At 60.3% G+C, this 18477-nt stretch carries 16 protein-coding genes and 1 pseudogene; 6 read left to right on the top strand and 11 right to left on the bottom strand.

Features of this window, described 5'->3' with window-relative positions; genetic code table 11:
• Positions 1-76: 76 nt before the first annotated feature.
• The 3 genes from M9827_RS20695 to M9827_RS20705 form a co-directional block, all read right to left on the bottom strand.
• Complete coding sequence (locus M9827_RS20695) at positions 77-4546, bottom strand: hemagglutinin repeat-containing protein (protein ID WP_250606911.1); 4470 nt, start codon at positions 4544-4546, stop codon at positions 77-79.
• A 97-nt stretch (positions 4547-4643) separates the two neighbouring features.
• On the bottom strand, positions 4644-6371 hold the full coding sequence (locus M9827_RS20700; protein ID WP_250606912.1) for a ShlB/FhaC/HecB family hemolysin secretion/activation protein: 1728 nt from the start codon (positions 6369-6371) through the stop codon (positions 4644-4646).
• 108 nt (positions 6372-6479) lie between these two features.
• Positions 6480-7613 (bottom strand): MFS transporter, encoded by a 1134-nt coding sequence (locus tag M9827_RS20705; RefSeq protein ID WP_250606913.1) that lies wholly within the window; start codon positions 7611-7613, stop codon positions 6480-6482.
• Between the two features lie 98 nt (positions 7614-7711).
• Between M9827_RS20705 and M9827_RS20710 the strand changes: the two genes are divergently transcribed.
• The gene (locus M9827_RS20710) at positions 7712-8476 is read left to right on the top strand and encodes an AraC family transcriptional regulator (RefSeq protein ID WP_250606914.1); all 765 of its coding nucleotides are present in this window, start codon (positions 7712-7714) and stop codon (positions 8474-8476) included.
• Positions 8477-8547: 71 nt separating this feature from the next.
• On the opposite strand, the gene M9827_RS20715 is transcribed toward M9827_RS20710, so the two are convergent.
• Positions 8548-8988 (bottom strand): carboxymuconolactone decarboxylase family protein, encoded by a 441-nt coding sequence (locus M9827_RS20715; protein WP_250606916.1) that lies wholly within the window; start codon positions 8986-8988, stop codon positions 8548-8550.
• 186 nt (positions 8989-9174) lie between these two features.
• Here M9827_RS20715 and M9827_RS20720 point away from each other — a divergent pair, with 186 nt between their 5' ends.
• On the top strand, positions 9175-9474 hold the full coding sequence (locus M9827_RS20720) for a hypothetical protein (protein WP_250606917.1): 300 nt from the start codon (positions 9175-9177) through the stop codon (positions 9472-9474).
• Between the two features lie 224 nt (positions 9475-9698).
• Here M9827_RS20720 and M9827_RS20725 read toward each other — a convergent pair whose 3' ends face one another.
• Entirely contained in the window at positions 9699-11270 is a 1572-nt protein-coding gene (locus M9827_RS20725) for a sensor domain-containing diguanylate cyclase (protein ID WP_250606918.1), read from the bottom strand.
• A gap of 176 nt (positions 11271-11446) precedes the next feature.
• Positions 11447-11683, bottom strand: a pseudogene (locus tag M9827_RS20730) (class II aldolase/adducin family protein); the annotation flags it as partial.
• A 56-nt stretch (positions 11684-11739) separates the two neighbouring features.
• On the opposite strand from M9827_RS20730, the gene M9827_RS20735 reads away from it, so the two are divergent.
• Complete coding sequence (locus M9827_RS20735) at positions 11740-11877, top strand: hypothetical protein (protein ID WP_250606919.1); 138 nt, start codon at positions 11740-11742, stop codon at positions 11875-11877.
• Between the two features lie 19 nt (positions 11878-11896).
• Here the strand turns inward: M9827_RS20735 and M9827_RS20740 are convergent, their stop codons facing one another.
• The 4 genes from M9827_RS20740 to M9827_RS20755 form a co-directional block, all read right to left on the bottom strand.
• A complete protein-coding gene (locus M9827_RS20740) occupies positions 11897-12415 on the bottom strand; it encodes a hypothetical protein (RefSeq protein ID WP_250606920.1) in 519 nt (172 codons plus the stop codon).
• The gene (locus tag M9827_RS20745; protein WP_250606921.1) at positions 12415-13143 is read right to left on the bottom strand and encodes an alpha/beta fold hydrolase; all 729 of its coding nucleotides are present in this window, start codon (positions 13141-13143) and stop codon (positions 12415-12417) included. Before M9827_RS20745 ends, M9827_RS20740 begins: the two co-directional genes overlap by 1 nt.
• 3 nt (positions 13144-13146) lie before the next feature.
• Complete coding sequence (locus M9827_RS20750) at positions 13147-13644, bottom strand: PAAR domain-containing protein (protein WP_016984579.1); 498 nt, start codon at positions 13642-13644, stop codon at positions 13147-13149.
• 135 nt (positions 13645-13779) lie between these two features.
• Positions 13780-14445: a ribonuclease T2 gene (locus tag M9827_RS20755; RefSeq protein WP_250606923.1), complete on the bottom strand. Its 666-nt coding sequence runs from the start codon at positions 14443-14445 to the stop codon at positions 13780-13782.
• A 165-nt stretch (positions 14446-14610) separates the two neighbouring features.
• Between M9827_RS20755 and M9827_RS20760 the strand changes: the two genes are divergently transcribed.
• Entirely contained in the window at positions 14611-15081 is a 471-nt protein-coding gene (locus M9827_RS20760) for a hypothetical protein (protein WP_250606924.1), read from the top strand.
• Between the two features lie 5 nt (positions 15082-15086).
• On the opposite strand, the gene M9827_RS20765 is transcribed toward M9827_RS20760, so the two are convergent.
• Positions 15087-15941 carry a LysR substrate-binding domain-containing protein gene (locus tag M9827_RS20765; protein WP_250606925.1) on the bottom strand — a complete coding sequence of 285 codons (855 nt, stop codon included), beginning with the start codon at positions 15939-15941 and terminating at the stop codon, positions 15087-15089.
• Positions 15942-16043: 102 nt separating this feature from the next.
• On the opposite strand from M9827_RS20765, the gene M9827_RS20770 reads away from it, so the two are divergent.
• The gene (locus M9827_RS20770; protein ID WP_250606926.1) at positions 16044-16724 is read left to right on the top strand and encodes an FMN-dependent NADH-azoreductase; all 681 of its coding nucleotides are present in this window, start codon (positions 16044-16046) and stop codon (positions 16722-16724) included.
• Positions 16725-16777: 53 nt separating this feature from the next.
• Positions 16778-18475: a copper resistance system multicopper oxidase gene (locus tag M9827_RS20775; protein WP_250606927.1), complete on the top strand. Its 1698-nt coding sequence runs from the start codon at positions 16778-16780 to the stop codon at positions 18473-18475.
• The last annotated feature ends 2 nt before the right edge of the window (positions 18476-18477 follow it).

Consider the following 18477-nt stretch of genomic DNA (forward strand, 5'->3'; position numbering starts at 1 on the left):
GAGTGAGAGTCGGGCTGACCCGCTCCCGCAGGGGTGGTGGTGGATGACGATGCGCCACAACCACCACCCTTCGGGTTTAGCCTCTTTCGTCGATCCCCGCTTGCAGGGACTGGCCGTTCAGATGCCCGCTCAGCGTGACGGGGCCGACCTTCAGATTGCCGTTTTCAAGGGAAACCTTCGGTGCGTTTTCTTCCTTCTTCTGTGGCAATTCCAACCCGGCCGTCACACTGTAATCGAGGTTGTTCAGGTCAGTGCTGACGACCTTCGAGTCCCCCAGATCAACCTTGCCTTGCGTTGCCAAAATCCGCGCGCCAGTCAGTTGCGTGCCGCCGCCCACTGCGAGGTTCACGCCCTGGCTGGCACTGATCGCAGACGCCTGCGCAACGCTGTCCTTGTGTGCATATTCGCCCTGCGCTTTCAGCGTCGGTTTGTAGTCGGTGCCGGCGAGTTTTTCCTTGTCGCTCGGTGGATTTTTCTTCGCGGTCAGCCCCAGATCGACATCGACCTTGGCGTGGTTGCTGGTGTCCTGACGGCTTGCAACGGTCAGATCACCCGCGACTTTGCCGCTGATATTTTTAGCGTCGATCCGCGCCCCCGCCAGTTGTGCATCCTCAGCGCTGTTCAACACCACGCTGTCAGCCTTGATCTGGCTGTTCTGCTGGGTGCTGCCCTGCAGGTAATCCACGCCAACCTTGGCCCCGGCATTGAAACCGTGATCGCTGCTGGCTTTTTCATCCTCGGCGGTCGGGGTTTTGCTGCTCAGGTTGCCGCCAGCATTCAGTGCGACATTCCAGTTATTGCGGTTGACGGTGGACTGCGCCGACTCCTGCACGTAACCGCCCTTCTGCGCATCAATGCTGACGTTCGGTGCGCCGACCTGAGTGCCTTGCAGATGAATCGATTCCCCGCTCAACACGACGCCGGTCTGGCTGCTGAGCTGACCACCGGTAAGGGTTTTCGAATCCTCGTTGACCCGACCGATATTGAAGTTGCCACTCAGATTGCCGCCCTGATCGCGACTCTTCTCGCTGCTGGTTTTGCTGCCGCCGCCCTTCAAGCCGCCGCCGAGGTTGCTGCCGGTGGCGGTGTGGGTGTCGGTGGCCGCTTGCAGATCGAGCTTGCCGTCGGCGTGCAGATCGATGGTGCCAGCGCTGTCGATTTTCGTGCCTTGCAGAACCTGATTGCCGCCGCCGCTGAACTGCACCGGGCCGTTGCCGCTGATGCTCGCCACATGGGCCTGGGTGTCAGTGCTTTGCTTGCCGGTGTGATCGAGCTGGAACCCGGCGCCGAGATCGACGTTGGTGCCATCGGTGCCCGGCAAGGTGCCGACCGTCAGCGAGCCATTGCCGCGCAGGCTGCTGTCATTGCTGGTCTGCCGGTCATTGGCCTGATTCAGCGCCAGATCACCTCCAGTCTTGATGCTCACACCGCCCTGCCCACCGTCGAAACGGCTGCCTTCGAACTGCGCATCGCCGCCGACCTTGATGTTCACCCCCTGGCTGCCGGCGTAAGCGCCGACCACGGCGCTGGAACTGTCCTTGCTCGACGCACTGCTGCCACCCGCGCCGCTGCCGGCGACATTCACGTCTTCACCGGTCTTGGTGTAGACGCGCACGTCGACCTTGGCATCCACCGCGTTGGCACTGCTGTTGTGTGTGTTGCTCGCGGCGTCGGCAAGCAGCTTGTCAGCGCTGATGTTCACTTGGCCGGCGCTGGCGTTGTATTGGGTGCCTTGGTCGTGCAGCGTGCCGGTGGTTTTCACATCGACGGAGCCGCCGGCAAAACGGCTGACCACGGCGTTGCTGCTCTGCTCGGTGTTGCTGGCACTGCCGTGACCGACCGCAACGTCGACACCGACATTCGGCTGACCGAGACTGGCCAGCGAGTCCTTGTCCGGCACCTTGCCGTTGAGCACGTCCTTGACCGCGCCAGCGATCGGCCGAGCGATGTCTTTGTACTCGACGTTAGCGCCGATATCCGCCGACCAATTGCTCTCTTTATGCGTGCTGCTGCCAGTGTTGCTGGCCGCACGGTTGTCGACTTCGTTGGCGGCAATATTCAAATCGTTGCCAGCCTTGAGCTGCGCGCCCTCGGTGGCGAGTTTGTCGGCATTGATGGTCAGGCCGCCGTTGCTCTGCACGCTAGTGGTTTGCGCGGTGGTTTTGCCGATCGAATCCTGCGTCGTGCCGTGGGCGAAATCGACGCCACTGCCGGCGCGGTCGAGGCCGCCGGTGTAGTAGAAACCACCGCCGGTGCTGGAGGTGTCGGTGGTGGTTTTGTGGCTGTCCGCTTCGGCGAGCAACGAGACATTTTTGCCGCTCAACGTCGTGTCGCCGGCGGTGGATTTGACCTCCGCGCCTTTGAGCGTGACGTCACCGCCGGCCTTCACCTGCACACTGCCGCCGCTGAGGCTGGAGCCTTGCTGGGCGACATCGTTGCGGGTCACGGTTTGTTGCTTGTCTTCGTAGTGAATCCCGGCGCGATACTGCTCGGGCGTTTGCTCTTTGGCGTACGCATCGAAGCCACGGGTTTGCGTGGTGGAACTGCTGTCAGACGTGTTCTGCGCAGAATGCACATTGACGTCACCGGCTGCGTCGGCCGTCAGTGCTCCGTCAGCCTTGACCGTCGAGCCCGCCACCTCGATGTCCTTGGCACTCTTGAGCTTGAGGTTGCTGTCGGACACCAGTTCACTGCGCACGGTGCTGCTGTCCTGGCTGTTCTGCCGCGATTCGTCCTTGGTGATGCCGAAGAATTTGCTGTCCTTGTCGTGGTTGTTGCTGTGCGAGGTGTCCTGCACACCGTCGATCACCAGCGAACCCTTGTCGCTGATCACGCTGGCGTCGGTGCCGCCACGCACTTGGCTGCCGCTGATGCGCACGTCGTCAGCCTTGACGGTCAACTTGCCGCTGGCGTTGACCTTGCTGCCCTGATGCTGGGTCTTGCCCTTGTCGGCATCACCGGTCTTGCCGAAGAAACCACCGCCGACCAGGTCACCGGAATAGCGGTTGTCGCTGCTGCGATCGGTTCTTGTGGCGGTGGTGATTTCCACCTGCTTACCGGCCAGTTGCACGTCGCCGGCGCTGCTCAACTCGGCGCCTTCGGAGCGCAACAACGCGGCGGTTTGCAGGGCAATGTTGCCGGCCTTCAACTGGCTGGTGACACTGCGCTGCTCTTCGCTGCTGCTGTTCCAATCGGCTTTCCACAGGTGTTTGCGGTGGTTGCCTTGATCGGTTTGCGTGTGGCTTTCAGTGGCGGCGCTCAAGCGCAGATCGCCGCCGCTGTGCACGTCGAGATGCTTCGTCGCTTCGACCTTGGCGGCTTTCAGTTCGGTGTCTTTACCGGACGACAATCTGGTGTCGCGACTGGCGATAATCTGGCTACCGTGCTGACGCGACTCGCTGTCGGTCTGAGTACGGTCGTAGGTTTCCCAAGTGATGCCGATGGTGCTGTTGTTCCAGTTTTCGCGCTTTTCCTGAAGTTTGCGGCTTTCGACCGTGGACAAAGTCAGGTTGCGTTTCGCCTCAACGGTGACGTCGCGAGCGCTGACGTCAGTAGCGGCCAAGGTCAGATCCTTGCCGCTGTGCAAGCCGACATCGCCCTGACTGCTACGGATATCGGCACGGGTCACGTCGAGGCTGTTGGCCACGGCTTCACCGCTGACACTCAAGTCACCGGCGGAACGAATCTGCACGCCGTCACGCCCGGCGACTTGCACCGCGCCCACCCGCACGCCAGCACCTTCGGCGGTGCTGACAATATTGATGCGCCCGGCCTGCATCGCGCCGAACAGGCTGGCGTCGATGCGTTGATCAGCGGTGTTGCCCGCTGGATCCACGGTTTTCACCTGACCGCTGGCGTAGTCGACCTGATTGCGCCCGACCGTAAGATTCAACTGATCGCGCGCGGTGATCGCACCCTGGCTGTCGATACGCGGCGCGATCAGGTTGATCGAACCTTCGCCGTTACGCAGACCGCCGCTGTGAATCTGCAACTGACCGCTGGCGTCGCGGCTGTTCAGACTTTGCAGTTTGCCGTCATTCAATTCCGGGCGACCGACTACCAGATTGGCATTCGGCGTGTTGATGAAGCTGCCGCCATTGACCGAGATGCCGTTGGGGTTGGCCAGCACGTAATCGGCGGGACGACCGAAGATTTCCTGCGCACCGTTGATGGCCGAAGGATTGCGGCTGATCACTTCGTTGAGGATCACGCTCGCCGCCTGACCTTGCAGTTGCGGGTTGGCTGCCAATTGCCCGGCCAGTTGCGATTGCCCGGCCTGCAAGGCGTTGTTCAGGACCAAGCCCTGGCGGTCGACGTTGTAGTCGAGGAACTGGTTGTGCGACAGGCCCGAACCGTTGGGCGCGACGATGTTGACGATGGGCACACCGCCCTGGGTCTGCAATTGCGCGGTACCGCCGGGGCCAGGTGCGACCACGACGCCGCCGGCGAGCGCGCTCGGCAGGTGCACGGCGAAGAACAGGCTGGCAATCGCCCAGCGCAATTTGCCCCGAGGCGAAAGATGAAATGCAAAGGTGTGTGCTGGCATAAAAACGTCTCCATGTGAGTACGGCATCACGTCGCGCGTTTAGTCTTGGCCGTGGCTGACGCGCTCAGATCCGACGGCTGTTTGTTCACTGCGTTGTTCAGATTTGCAGGCCGACTCGCATCAGCCAAGTTTGCGGCTCGTGCTGCAAACCGCTCGGGGTGTTGAGGGCGCGTTGGTAATCGACATCCACTTGCAGGTTCTTCCAGCCCAGATTCAGGCCGACACTGGCGCCACTCAGGCGTTGACCCTGCGCACCGTGATCAGCCTTGATCCAGCCATGATCGAGGCCCACGCGCGGGGTGATCTGCAGCGGCCATTCACTGCGCAGCGGCAAGCGCAAGGTGTTGCGCCAGATCGCGCCGCTGGCGCCGGAAGCACTGCTGACGCGATAGCCGCGCACCGCCGAATCGTCAGTGCCGAGCAACTGTTCGATGGCCGGCAACGGGTCCGGGCTGTACTGCACATTGAGTTGGCTCTGCCACTGCCACGCCTGCGCGCCGAGCTGACCATTGCGCCACTGGCTGAGGCCGGCGCGGTACTTGCGAAACTGCGCCTTGGGTAGGTTGTTGATCTGATGCTGCGAGTCATCGTCGGCGCCAAACCAGCGCAGCCCTTGGGCGTAATTGACGTCGAGGTTCCACACCGCGCGGTCGAGCCAGAACAGATTGAGTCCGGCCTCGGCCACGGTCAGGGTCGGGCTCTGAATGCCGAGGCGTACGTCTTGCAAGTAGCTGTCGACATCCTTGTGCGCCAGTTGCAGGTTGGCGCTGAGCTGACGGCTCTGGTCGCGCCACAACACGCGGTCGGCGCGCAGGCTGAGCTGATCGGTGATGCCGGTGCTGTGAAAGGTCACGCTCGGCAGTTTGAACGGCGCGCGGTATTCGGCGTGGCTGGCGAACACGCTGTAGGTCCAGTAGCCGTAAGGGATCGCGTAATACAGACTGGCGTTGCGGCTGTAGCGGTCACCCTGATTAAGGGTGTCGCTGACGCTGAGGCTCAACAAGTCGTTGAGTTGCAGCGGGCTGTCGAAGCTCAGACTGACCGTGTCGCGATCCCGTCCGGTGCTGGCGCTGCCGAGGTTGTCGAACCCCGCGTTCAAGGCCCAGCGCGAATGCGCGGCGGTGCGCGAACGCAGGATGATCCGCGAAGCACCGGGCTGGCTGCCAGGGGCGATGTCGGCGGTGAGATCAATCGAGCGCAGGCGATTCAATTGATCCAGGCCTTGCTCCAGATCGCGCAGGTTCAACGGCTCGCCGAGCATGTTCGGAAACGCCCCGCCGAGGGACACCGGCAAGCTCTGATCGGCCAGTTCGATGGACTCGATGTAGCCTTCGTCAATGCGGATATCCAGCGACTGCCCCGCTGCCGGCGCGCTGACCAAGTATGGGCGGCTGGCGATGTAACCCTTGTCGACGTAGATCGCGGTGATGGTCGCCAGCAGATGATTGATCTGGCCGACGCCCATGCACGGCGTCAGCAGAGGTTTGATCCGCGCGTTGAGTTTGTCGCTGTCGATCAGCGTGACGCCACCGATGCGCGCACCGCTCAGCGGCCAGCAACGCTCATCGGCGCTGACGGTTGGCGGTATGGCCGGGGTGACCGGCGCCGGGCCGAACGCGCCGCGCTGCAACTGCCGCTTTCTTTGCTCAAGTTGCAGTTGTTGCAAATCGCGTTGTTGCTGTTGCTGCTGGCGCAGCACTTCCTGGCCCGGCGCGACAGGTTCGGCAGCTTCAATCGAGGAGACACACACACTCAACACAAAGGCCGACAGCAGCGGGCAACGCGTGGAACAACGACGAAAAACAGCGCAAAACGGAAACGGCACGCAACTTCCTTGCGATCATCAAATGGCGTAATGCCATGTCATCAATGATCGTGATAGTCGGAGCCATCCCACACAAAAGCAAGACGCTTCCTACAGCGCTTACATTTCTTAAACAATTGCTTTGCCTGGCTTTATTGTCAGCAGCAACGCCACGGCGCTGCACGTTATCAGGGTTTCCCCGAGGGCTTGAAACCAGCCAGCGAGCATCAGCCCGGCGCCGATCAGCAGGTAATACATCAAGCCCAACAACGCCCCGGCGGTGCCCAACCGATCAGCGTAATCGGTCAGGGCAGAACCAAGAATGTTCGGGATCGCCAGGCCAAACGCCAACACCACCAGCAGCATCGGCAGTACGAACGCGACACTGCCTTGCAGCGACCACACCCCTACTCCACCGAGCAAAGCGATGCCTGCCGCGAGACGAATCAGCTGCAATGCCTTGATCCCGGCCGTTATTAAACGTCGGTTGAGCCATGCGCCAAAACCTGAGCCCAGTGCGAGGATCACACCGCTGTAACCGAACACACTGGCGTCCACACCCAATCGCTGAAACATGAACGGAGCCAGGCTGTAATAGCTGAACAGCGCCACGTTGAAGGAAGCGATCCACAGTGCCGAGCGCCAGATACCCGGATCACCCAGCATGCGCCCGAGGGTTTCGAACAGACCGACATGCAGAGTTGGCTGTGGCCGGGTTTCCGCCAAGGTGTACCAACTCCACAGCCACAACAGCGTTGCCAATAACAACAAGGCGCCAAGCACACCGCGATACCCGAAGGCCTGCACCAGGCTGGCGCCGCTGAACAAGCCGAGCGCCGGGCTGGCCGCCAGCGCGATGCCCACCAGGGAAAACACCTGCGCCAGTTCTACGCCGTTGTAACGATCACGCAGCACGGTTTGGGTGACCACCGAGCCTACCGCCGCACCGAACGCCGCCAACATCTGCGCCAATAACAAGCCGTTGAACGTGCTGACCCGCAGAGCGAAAAGTGTGGCAGCGGCGTAGATCGCCAAACCGGCGAGCATCGCCGGGCGTCGACCGATGCGATCACACAAACGTCCCCACACCACCACCCCGACGGCAAACGCGAGGAAATACACCGACAACGTCTGCACGGCGGCTTGTGGGCCAACGTTAAACACACGCCCGATATCACCAAGCGCCGGGCTGTACAGGGTTTGCGCGATTTGCGGGAACATCAGCAGCGCAATCGTCAGTAGCAAGAAATTTCTGTTGTGCATCCTTCATCACTCCTCTCATAAACCGCCGAGGAGTTTAAGAATCGCTGACTGGCGTATTATCCAGATCCTGCCAATTTATCGCTGAAATCGGACAACCCATGGCCTGGCTCGACGCCCACGCAACGTTTGATGCAGATCGCTATGACGCGCCAGTGATAGGTATCGCCTCGACCTTGGGCGATCACGATTCCGGCCTGCACCGCCATCAACGCGGGCAACTGCTGTACACGCGCCAGGGCTGCACGCGGATTACCCTGGCGCAGCAACTGTGCCTGCTGCCGCCATCGCGGGCAGCGTGGATTCCGCCGGGTGTCAGCCATCGCGCGGTGATGCAGCAAAGCGTCGATTACCGCTCGATCTACTTGATCGCCGAACTGTGCAGCGCACTGCCGCAGCAGGTTTGCGTGATTGAAGTCAGCCCGTTGTTGCGTGCGGTGCTGGAACCGATGGCGCTGGCGGATTTCGCCAGCGATTGGCAGCAAGGCAAACTCGCCCACCTGCTCGGCCTGTGCCTGAGCGAAATCGCTGAAGCGGCGCAGCAGCCGATGCTGTTGCCATTACCTCGGGACAAACGCCTGGCGCCACTGCTGAAAACGCCCGAACGGCTGCCGCCGGAGCTGCAAGTGCTGGAACAACAGATCGGCGCCAGCAGCCGCACCATCGGGCGAATCTTCCAGCGCGAAACCGGCATGAGTTATCAGCAATGGCGCCAGCAGTGGCGCTTGATGCGCGCGATGGAATTGCTCGCCACCGGGCGCAGCCTGAGTTACTGCGCGTTCGAATCGGGTTTCGCCAGCGACAGCGCCTTCATCGCCTTCTTTAAATCGATGACTGGCAGCACACCGGGCCACTGGCTCAAGTGAGCAACTCGCCATGCCCATTGCCCCCTGTGGGAGCGAGCCTGCTCGCTCCCACAGGGGTTATGCGTTGAAGCTTAAGCCTGCGGGATTTTGCGGAAGCCCACCGCCAGACGGTTCCAGCTGTTGATGGTGTTGATCGCCACGGTCAGGTCGACCATTTCTTTGGGCGTGAACTGCTCCGCAACCACGTCGTAATCTTCGTCCGGGGCGTGAGTCAGGCTCAGTTGCGTCAGCGATTCGGTCCACAGCAGCGCGGCGCGTTCGCGGTCGCTGAAGAACGGCGCTTCACGCCAGGCGGTCACCGCGAACAGGCGACGCGGGGTTTCACCGCCCTTGATCGCATCAGTGGTGTGCATGTCGATGCAGAAGGCGCAGCCGTTGATTTGCGAAGCACGCAGCTTGACCAGTTCGATCAGGGTCTTTTCCAGCGGCAGCTTCGAAACGGCAGTTTCCAGGGCCATCATTGCTTTCAGGGCGTCTGGGGAAGCGGTGTAGAAATCGGCACGAGGTTGCATGGTAGCTCCGGGTAACAAGTGAATGTGTGGCTACGTTAGCCCTCCCACCCGGTTCGACAAATAGCCAATATGGCCGAAGATCAGGAGGCCACTCGGTTCTCCCGCTGACCGCTCGTCAGCCATTCGGCACCAAGGGTTCGGCGCATCAGACCAATGTCAGGTACAGACCCTTTGTGGAGACGGATCATGATCACGCGCAAACTCACTTCGTTATTCCTCGCCGGGTTGCTGGCCACGGCATCGACCGCAAGCTTCGCCGTCAACGACGGCGCTGACGCTACCGGCACAAAATCCGGCGGACCGACCAGCACAACCACGCCGCCCGATAACACGCCGGGCGCGCCTTCCGGTGGCAGCGGTTATTCGGGCATGGGTTCCGGGACTGGCACCAATGGCGGGACCAGCGGTTCGGGCTCGGGGGCTGGTGGCGGCACCGGTTCGGCGGGTGGCGGGACTGGCGGTGCGGGTGGTGGCACGGGCAGCTGAACGAACAAGAGCCATCCGTGGTGAAAACCCTCGGTTGTATGGGTATTCACATAACCTTGGCTTGATGAAAATCACTGTGGGAGCTGGCTTGCCAGCGATAGCGTCAGCACAGTCAACATCTTCCTTGACTGACCGACCTTTATCGCTGGCAAGCCAGCTCCCACAGGTTCCTGCGACAATCACACAATCCCCTCTCACCCATAGGGTTTGTGCCAGGCTCTGGGTTAGCGGTCTGAGCGCATCAATTCGGCAGGTTCACTGTCCAGCGACAACACCGCCGCGCAATTGCGCCCGGCATTTTTTGCCTGATACAACGCCGCATCGGCGCGCTGGATAAACACTTCCAGGCTGTCATTGACGCTCGGGATAAACGAATAGCAGCCCAGACTCACCGTCAGATACCCGGTCGGCGAGCCGCTGTGGATGATGTGCTTGTCGATCACGCTGCGGCGAATCTGCCCGGCGATCGCCAGCGCACCGTTGATGTCGGTGTCCGGCAACAGCACCGCAAACTCCTCGCCACCGTAACGCACCGCCAGATCCGATTTGCGCTGGCAGCAAGCCTGCAGCGCCTGAGCGACCTGGGTCAGACAATGATCCCCGGCCACGTGGCCATAGGCATCGTTGTAGCGCTTGAAGAAATCGATATCGAGCATGATCAGACTGACCGGACTGACCTGCCGCGCGCCACGGGCGAATTCGATCTCCAGGGAACGCTCGAACAGACGTCGATTGGCCAGCCCGGTCAGGCTGTCGTGGGTCGCGATCTGCTCCAGTGCGCGCTGGGCCTTGCGCAGGTTTTTCTCGATCCGTTCGCCGGCACGCACCTGATGAATGAACACCCAGCCAAACAGGCCGACGCCGAGAATCACCAGCGCGACTATCAAACTCGACTGGAACGCGCGCTCGTACCAGCCCTTGAGAATCGTGTCGCGCGACGTCGCCGCCGAGACTACCAACGGGTACGCCGACAGGCGCCGATAGCCGTACAACCGCACCACGCCATCGACCACAGAATCGATCATCGCCGTGCCAGCCGCCGCCTCCGGCAACAACGCGCGATAAATCCGCCCTTGCGCCAGCGACGTGCCGATCAGGTTTTCATCAAACGGTCGGCGGGCAAGCAAGGTGCCGTCGCTCAAGCCGAGAAACATGATGCCTTGATCGTCGAGGCTGAAGCTTTCGAAGAAGCGGTCGAAGTAAGACATCTTGATCCCGGCCAGCAACACCCCCTGGAAATTGCCGGCGTGATCATTGATCCGTTTGGAAATCGGGATGATCCATTTGCCGTTCTCGCGGCTGCGAATCGCCGGGCCGATGTGCGCCAGCGTCGAGGCGTTCTGCTGGTGAAACTTGAAATACTCGCGATCCGCCACGCCGTTGCCATGGGGCAAATCGGGGAATGAAGTAATCACCCACTGGCCCTGGGTGTCGAAGAGAAAAATGCCGTGCAACTGTTCCAGTTGCTGCACGCGCCGGGCGAAGGTTTTCTGCAGACGCGGCTTCTGCGCTGCGCCGTAACCGTCATTCTGAATCCAGTCGACCAGGCTGGTCATCACCAGATCGGCAGCCAGGAAGGTGTCTTCAGCTTGCTGGGCCATCGCCCGGGTCAGGTTGCTCGACGCCACTTTCGCCACGGCCAGATCCTGGCGCCGCGATTGCTCCAGTTGCAGGTACAGCAAACCGGACAGGCACAACCCCACCGCAACGATAAACAGCACCGCCGCTTTGCGCAGCGGCAGGCGTTTAAGGGTGCCTCCGGGGGCTTGGTACGGATCGTGAATGGGGATAGGCAAAAGCAAGTCCTGGGCAGGTACGACAAGGGCGCCAGCGGGGAACCCTTATGTTTGTGAGCGTAGCCCACCGGAATCTACGGGGCAAACGCCCCGCTCCCGCCCAGGTATATCGGCGCCCAGCGCATTTGGATGATCGCTGTTCGCAGATTTATTTTCGATAGCCTCTTTAGGGTTAGTCAGTTGTGAAGGGCCAGGCGCCGCATCGCACTGTGCAGATGCGCCCGCGCACTCTGTGGATCGCCCTCGCGCATCTGCTCACAAGTGCACTGCGCAATGGCGTGGGGCACCGGTTTCAGCTCGCGTTGCGTGGCCATCGCCAGCAGTTGCACCTGGGCGGCGCGCTCCAGGTAATAGAGGTTGTCCCAGGCTTCGGCGATGGTCGGGGCGGCAACGATCACACCGTGGTTTTCAATTCACGCAGGGTTTCGATCACCTCGGGAAACGGCGGCATTTTCGGGATCGCGGTCAGGTGTGTACGGATTCGCCGGAACTGGCGCCGACGGAATTGGCGTTGGTCAGCCGTGAGGGTGTGTTGAGCGGGCTGCAGCGTGGCTTGGTGGAGTTTTTGCGTGGGGAGTTGGGGGTCGATGCGGGGGGATTTGCCTGAAATCCACCCGCCTCTGCTATCAGGGTTTATTGATTTCCCGCAGCAGATCCGCGACGGGAATGTTCATGGTGTTTGAGTAGTAGGGCTTGTAGCCGTAGGCGGTGACGACGACTTTGCAGGGGATTTGTTGTTTGTTGGCAAGGAGGTGGTTCAGTTCTGCCACTGACAGATCTCTCTCCGTACTTCGGTCGCTGGAGGTTTCAGTGATAAATGTACTGGTCGAAAAGGAGAATTCGGAGTTGCCGTTTTCGCGTATATCAGAATCTACAAGCCCCACTGCAGAAAACTGAATAGCTTTGCCAACCGAAAAATCGTGGTCATCCGCAAACGCGCACCTCAATGTCCCCGAAGCCATCCCTTGCCTTTCGCCCCGCCCAAACAGGTTCAAAACATCCACATCGGATTGATATTTGATGACATATAAAAGGGAACTCGACCTATCTACGGACACATAACTCAAATTTGCCGGAGGCTGTGAATGGTCCTTTGCACATCCCGAACAGACAGCCAGAACCATACAAAGGAACAATCTATACATCACGAAAACTCCTTCATGATTGAATCAAACAACAAGTCACTTGCAGATTTACCATCAGCGATTGGGGCGTTTAGCAATCCCAGTGCGTTAGCGTGATTGGTGTCGACATTTACGTTAATTGACGGTCCGCAGGAGATCATCCATTTTTCCCCGAAGTCCGCGACCCCGTCTGATGGGTCTCTCTTGGAAGGTGTTGCCTTGATATTGATCCAATCAACCGAAACTGGCGTGGGACGTTCGCGATAAATGTCTGAGCCCAGCCAAACCAAAGCCCCTTCACCCACAGGATCCAGGGTGATCAGCATCTGAACCCTGTAACCCCAATCCGACATTATTTTGGACAGGTGCGCACCATTCCAGCCGCCGAGGCTATGGCCCACGATATAGACGGGACAGCTTTTATACGGAATAAGGCTTAGCACGTGCCGTTGAATGTCCTGCTTTCCTCTGACTTCGTTGTAACCCAACCATTCCGATTTATATTTTCCTTGTCCCTTTAATGTCTCAGTGCGCCTATCAAATGCACGTCGTGCATCCTGGATGTTTTCATAAGGCCCCGAAAAATAATAACTCTCCTTATCTCCCGCACCTCCGATAAAAACCACAATCGCCTTGGTACTCTCCACTGGCACAGGCTTGTCACTGACATCTTTCTTGTCCGTCAGCGCATGTTCCTTGTGCAGCCTGTAATTGTTGCCCTTCGCGCACGTTACCGTTTCAGCAGTCATGCCTCACTCCTCCAAAAACAACTTGATGGTTTCGGGCAGATGCGAGCTGACTTGGTGGGTGAATCCGTTCGCGTCAGACACTCCATGTTCCAGACGCCCGTCAGCGCGCTGAATAACGTAAGGATGATCAGGCATGGGCTCGCCGGTCACGTCATTGACCAGTTTCAACCTGTCAGTGAAATGCACCGGCATCGGCAGCAAACCACTGAAGGGCGCCGCAGTCACCGTGTCACCGATGATCACCGTGCCTGAACCGCCGATGACGACATTACCGTGGCCACCGGTGCTGTCCAGCGTCGCGGCGTTCAAGCCATTGATGAACACCGTCGACGCAACAGCGCCGGTGATCGGGCTGCCGCAGGCAGATTTGTCAGTCATTCGCGCAGCCGCCAAACCGTCGAAATTGACATTCGGCGAGCCACTGACAATGGGATTGGTGCCATGTCCCGGCAGTGGGCAGGCGGTTGGATCGGTGACGCGGGCGGCGGGTTTTCCGCTCATGAACAGCTCCTTGCAATGTTGCGGGTCATCCTTTTGGGGCGCGCAAGCATGCGGGAATTTTCCAGGCGCTTCAAACCTTCAGGCGAAAAAAGGCGCCCGATCAGGCGCCTTTTCAATGCATGGAAACCGCTCACTTCAACGCGACGGCGGTACCCGAATATCCCCCGCCCGGCACTGGGTCTTCACGCCTTTGCCACAGGCGCCGAACTGCAAATCCTTGCCCATGCACACGCGCACTTCCGACAGTTCCGGGCCGCTGCAAATGACCGCAATGCCATCGGCCGGGATTCCCGGGTTGGCCTTGCGGAACAGGTCAGCGATTTCCTGGGCTTCGAAGTAATACGAAGAGCTGAGCGGTTGCAGCTCCTGCGGAATTTTCACCGCGCCAACGGCTTTGTCCGCTTCATCCAGATAACCCATCGCGCCGAGGCCGCTGCAGGTGCCGTGCTTGGCCCATTCGTGGTCGAGCAGTTTTTTGGTCGGGAACAGTGTCAGGCCTTTGCTGGTTTGCGCCGCATTCAGCGTGGTTAGCGGCGGGCAGGATTGCGGCCAGCCACCCTTGGCGTATTGCGGCCACAAGCCGTGCAGCACAACGCCGTAGCCCTTGCCCGTGCACTGCGAGTCATCTTTATGGGTCAGGCAAAAGGTCGGCGACCAGGACAGCGTCAGCAGGTAGTAATCGAATACCCCTGCCACCGATTCCGCCTGGACCTTGCTCGACTGCGATTGGCGTGCCGAACTCAAACCGATGCTACCGGCCGTCAGCGCAATCACTGCCAAAATTGTAAACAGCTTTTTCATCCACCCGCTCCTTGGGACGCCTGCGTCCGTGGTTTTCGATCATGACCCGACTTGGCCAGCGCTGATTTCGACACGCTTGTATTGCAGGCGCATGACGCAAGGCAACGTCGTACGCCGTTGAAAGGTCTACGATTAACAGGCAGACATCAAACCAAGGGATCCGAAATGAGTAAAGCAGACGAACTCGCCGCCAAACTCAAGCAAACCCGGCACACCCACGCGGATGCCGCGCTGGAGATCGATTGCTGGCCGGCGCAGGTGTACGACTTGTACCACCGCATCGAGGCGTGGCTGCAGCCGGTCACCGAAGTCGGCCTGAAGATTCGGCGCAATCCGACCCACGTTTGCGAAACCTCACCCGATGGTGAGCCCCACGATTACGCCATCGACCAACTGGTGATCGAGGCCAATCATCAAAGTCTGACATTTGATCCCATTGCCCGGTTTACCGAGGATGGCGCAGGCCGGGTGCAGATTATCCCGTCAGCCACGGACACCTATCTGCTGCGCACCGTAGATGAGCACGGTGAGAGCCATTGGTGGGTGCAGTCGATTGAAACAGGCCAGCAGCTGGATGCCATCGCGCTGACCGAAAATAATCTGTTGCTGGCGGTGCAGGAAGGCCTCGGTCTGTAAGCCTTTTACTGGCGCCGCGTCGAACAGAAATCGACGATCACCTGCGAAACGGCATCGAGCATCTGCGGATCGGCATGCGCTGCGACAAATAAGCGGAACTGCGCATCCGGCAACGCCGGCAAACCCTGCTCCGCTGCCAGCGCTGCCACCCCCTGCCCCAACTGACTCGCCGGCATCGGCGCCACGGCAAATCCGGATGCCGCCGCTGCGCGCAACCCGGCCGTGCTCGAACACAGCATGGCCGTGCGCTGAGAAATGCCGGCCCGGGCCAAACGCGTCAATGCGGCTTCGCGATACGGACACGGCTCTGGAAACAGCGCCAGCGGCAGTGGCGTCGGTAAATGCGCGACAGGTTGCGCGGCCCAGGCCCACACCAGCGGCTCCTGCCACAGCAAAACGCCAGATTCACCGGTTTCGCACAGCGAACCGATGACCATTTCCAGATCACCCTGCTGCATCTGGCTCAGCAAGGTCCCGGGAATATTCACCTGCACATCAATCTCCATGCCCGGATGCTGCGCCGCGCAATCCTGCAACGCGCGCAGTAACCGTGCCTCGACAAAATCCTCGGACACGCCAATCCGCACCCGCCCTTGAAACGGCGTGCGCGTGAGCTGCGCCCAGGCATCGCGGTTCAGCGCCAGAATCGTCCGCGCATAGGCCATGAGGCGCTCGCCATCGGCGGTGAGTTGTTGCGATCGCGTCGTGCGCTTGAGCAGGGGTTTGCCGACTTGCTCTTCGAGTCGGCGCAGATGACCGCTGACCGCCGACTGCGTCAGATGCAGTTTTGCCGCGGCACGACTGAAGCCGTCCTCATCGACAACGGTGACAAAGGTCTTGAGCAACAGGGCGTCGAACATAGTGAGATACGTGATCAATGGATGATTTATTTACAATTTATAGTTAGATCCTCGCTATGTTGCAATGCCTCGCACTCCCCCACCGAATGCCGAGGCCTTAACGTGACCACTCTTCTTCACATCGAATGCTCGCCGCGCAAACAGCGCTCCGCCTCACTGGAGGTCGCGCGCCAGTTCATCGACCGCTATCAACAGCATCACCCGCAGACGCGCCTCGAAACCCTGGATTTATGGGGCATGCAGCTTCCGGAATTCGACGAAGAGATGCTGAATGCCAAGTACGCCGGACTCAATGGCACACCGCTGTCGCCGCGCCAGCAAACGGCGTGGGATCAGCTCAAACACCTCGCCGCGCATCTGCATCGCGCCGATATTCTGGTGCTGTCGGTGCCGCTGTGGAATTTCAGCATTCCGTACAAACTCAAGCACTTCATCGACCTGGTGTCGCAGAAAGACATCCTCTTCAGTTTCGACCCGCAACACGGCCTGCAAGGTTTGCTGAAAAACAAAACCGCCGTGGGCGCCTATGCCTGCGGAATGGATTTTTCCGCGCAATCGGCCACGCCCGCCGAACGCTTCGATTTTCAGAAACCCTACGTGGCCGCGTGGCTCGAGTTTATCGGTATCAGCGATGTGCACGAGTTGAGCGTCGAGAAAACCATTCTCGGCGAAGACGTCGATCGTCAGTCGCGGCTGGCTGCTTCACAACAGGCGCGGGATCTGGCCGATCATCTCGCCGCAAATGAAGCTGTCAAAACTGTAATCTCCGCCTCAGCCAACTGAAAGCTGGCGCTGGTTAACCTCCCCGTCATGAGTCAAACGGGGATTTCCAGCGCATGCCTTCCAACCCTTCACGACGCACCTTCGTCAAAGGCCTAGCCGCCGGCAGTCTGCTTGGCGGCCTCGGTTTGTGGCGCACGCCGGTCTGGGCGCTGAATGCCCCCGGTCAATTGCATGAACTGAGCGGCAGCGAGTTCGAGCTGTTCATCGGCGAAACCCCGGCCAACTTCACCGGCAGCCCACGCACGGCGATGACCATCAACGGCAGCCTGCCCGGCCCGTTGCTGCGCTGGCGCGAAGGCGACACCGTGACGCTGCGGGTGCGTAACCGGCTCAGCGCCAGCACCTCGATTCACTGGCACGGCATTCTGCTGCCGGCGAACATGGACGGCGTACCGGGCCTGAGCTTTCACGGCATCGAACCGGGTGGCGTGTACGTTTATCAATTCAAGGTGCGACAGAACGGCACCTACTGGTATCACAGCCATTCCGGTTTGCAGGAACAGGCCGGCGTCTACGGGCCGCTGGTGATCGACGCCAAGGAGCCTGAGCCGTTCCACTACGACCGCGAGTTCGTGGTGATGCTCAGTGACTGGACCGACGAAGACCCGGCCAGCCTGCTGAAGACCCTGAAAAAACAATCCGACTACTACAATTTCCACAAACGCACCGTCGGCGATTTCTTCGATGACGTCAGCGAGAAAGGCTGGGGCGCCACCGTCGCCGATCGCAAGATGTGGGCAGACATGAAGATGAACCCCACCGACATCGCCGACGTCAGTGGCGCCACCTACACCTTCCTGATGAACGGCCACGCGCCGGATAACAACTGGACCGGCCTGTTCCGCCCCGGCGAAAAACTGCGACTGCGCCTGATCAACGGCTCGGCCATGACGTATTTCGACGTGCGCATTCCCGGGCTGAAAATGACTGTGGTGGCGGCTGATGGTCTGCACGTCAAACCGGTCAGCGTCGATGAACTGCGTATCGCGGTGGCCGAGACCTACGACGTGATCGTCGAGCCGGACGCCGAGGCTTACACGTTGTTTGCCCAGGCCATGGATCGAACCGGTTTTGCCCGTGGCACCCTCGCCACTCGCGCCGGGCTCTCGGCACCCGTACCGGATCAGGATCCTCGCCCGCTGGTGACCATGGACGACATGGGCATGGGCGGCATGGATCACGGCTCAATGGACATGAGCGCCATGGACCACTCGGCAATGGGCCCGATGCAGTCCCATCCCGACAGCGAAAAAGACAATCCGCTGGTGGACATGCAAGCCATCAGCACTGCGGCAAAACTCGACGACCCCGGCCTCGGCCTGCGCAACAACGGCCGTCGCGTGCTGACCTATGCCGACCTGCGCAGCAGCTTCCAAGACCCGGATGGCCGCGATCCGAGCCGTACGATTGAACTGCACCTGACCGGGCATATGGAGAAATTCGCCTGGTCGTTCAACGGCATCAAATTCGCCGACGCCGAGCCCTTGCGCCTGAAGTATGGCGAGCGCATTCGCCTGGTGCTGGTCAACGACTCGATGATGACCCACCCGATTCACTTGCACGGCATGTGGAGCGATCTGGAAGACGAAAACGGTGAATTCCAGGTGCGTAAACACACCATCGACATGCCGCCCGGCACCCGCCGCACCTACCGCGTCACCGCCGACACACTCGGCCGCTGGGCCTATCACTGCCACCTGCTGTACCACATGGAAACGGGCATGTTCCGCGAAGTGCGGGTGGAAGAATGAAG

This window comes from Pseudomonas sp. AKS31 (assembly GCF_023634765.1).
Classification (GTDB): domain Bacteria; phylum Pseudomonadota; class Gammaproteobacteria; order Pseudomonadales; family Pseudomonadaceae; genus Aquipseudomonas.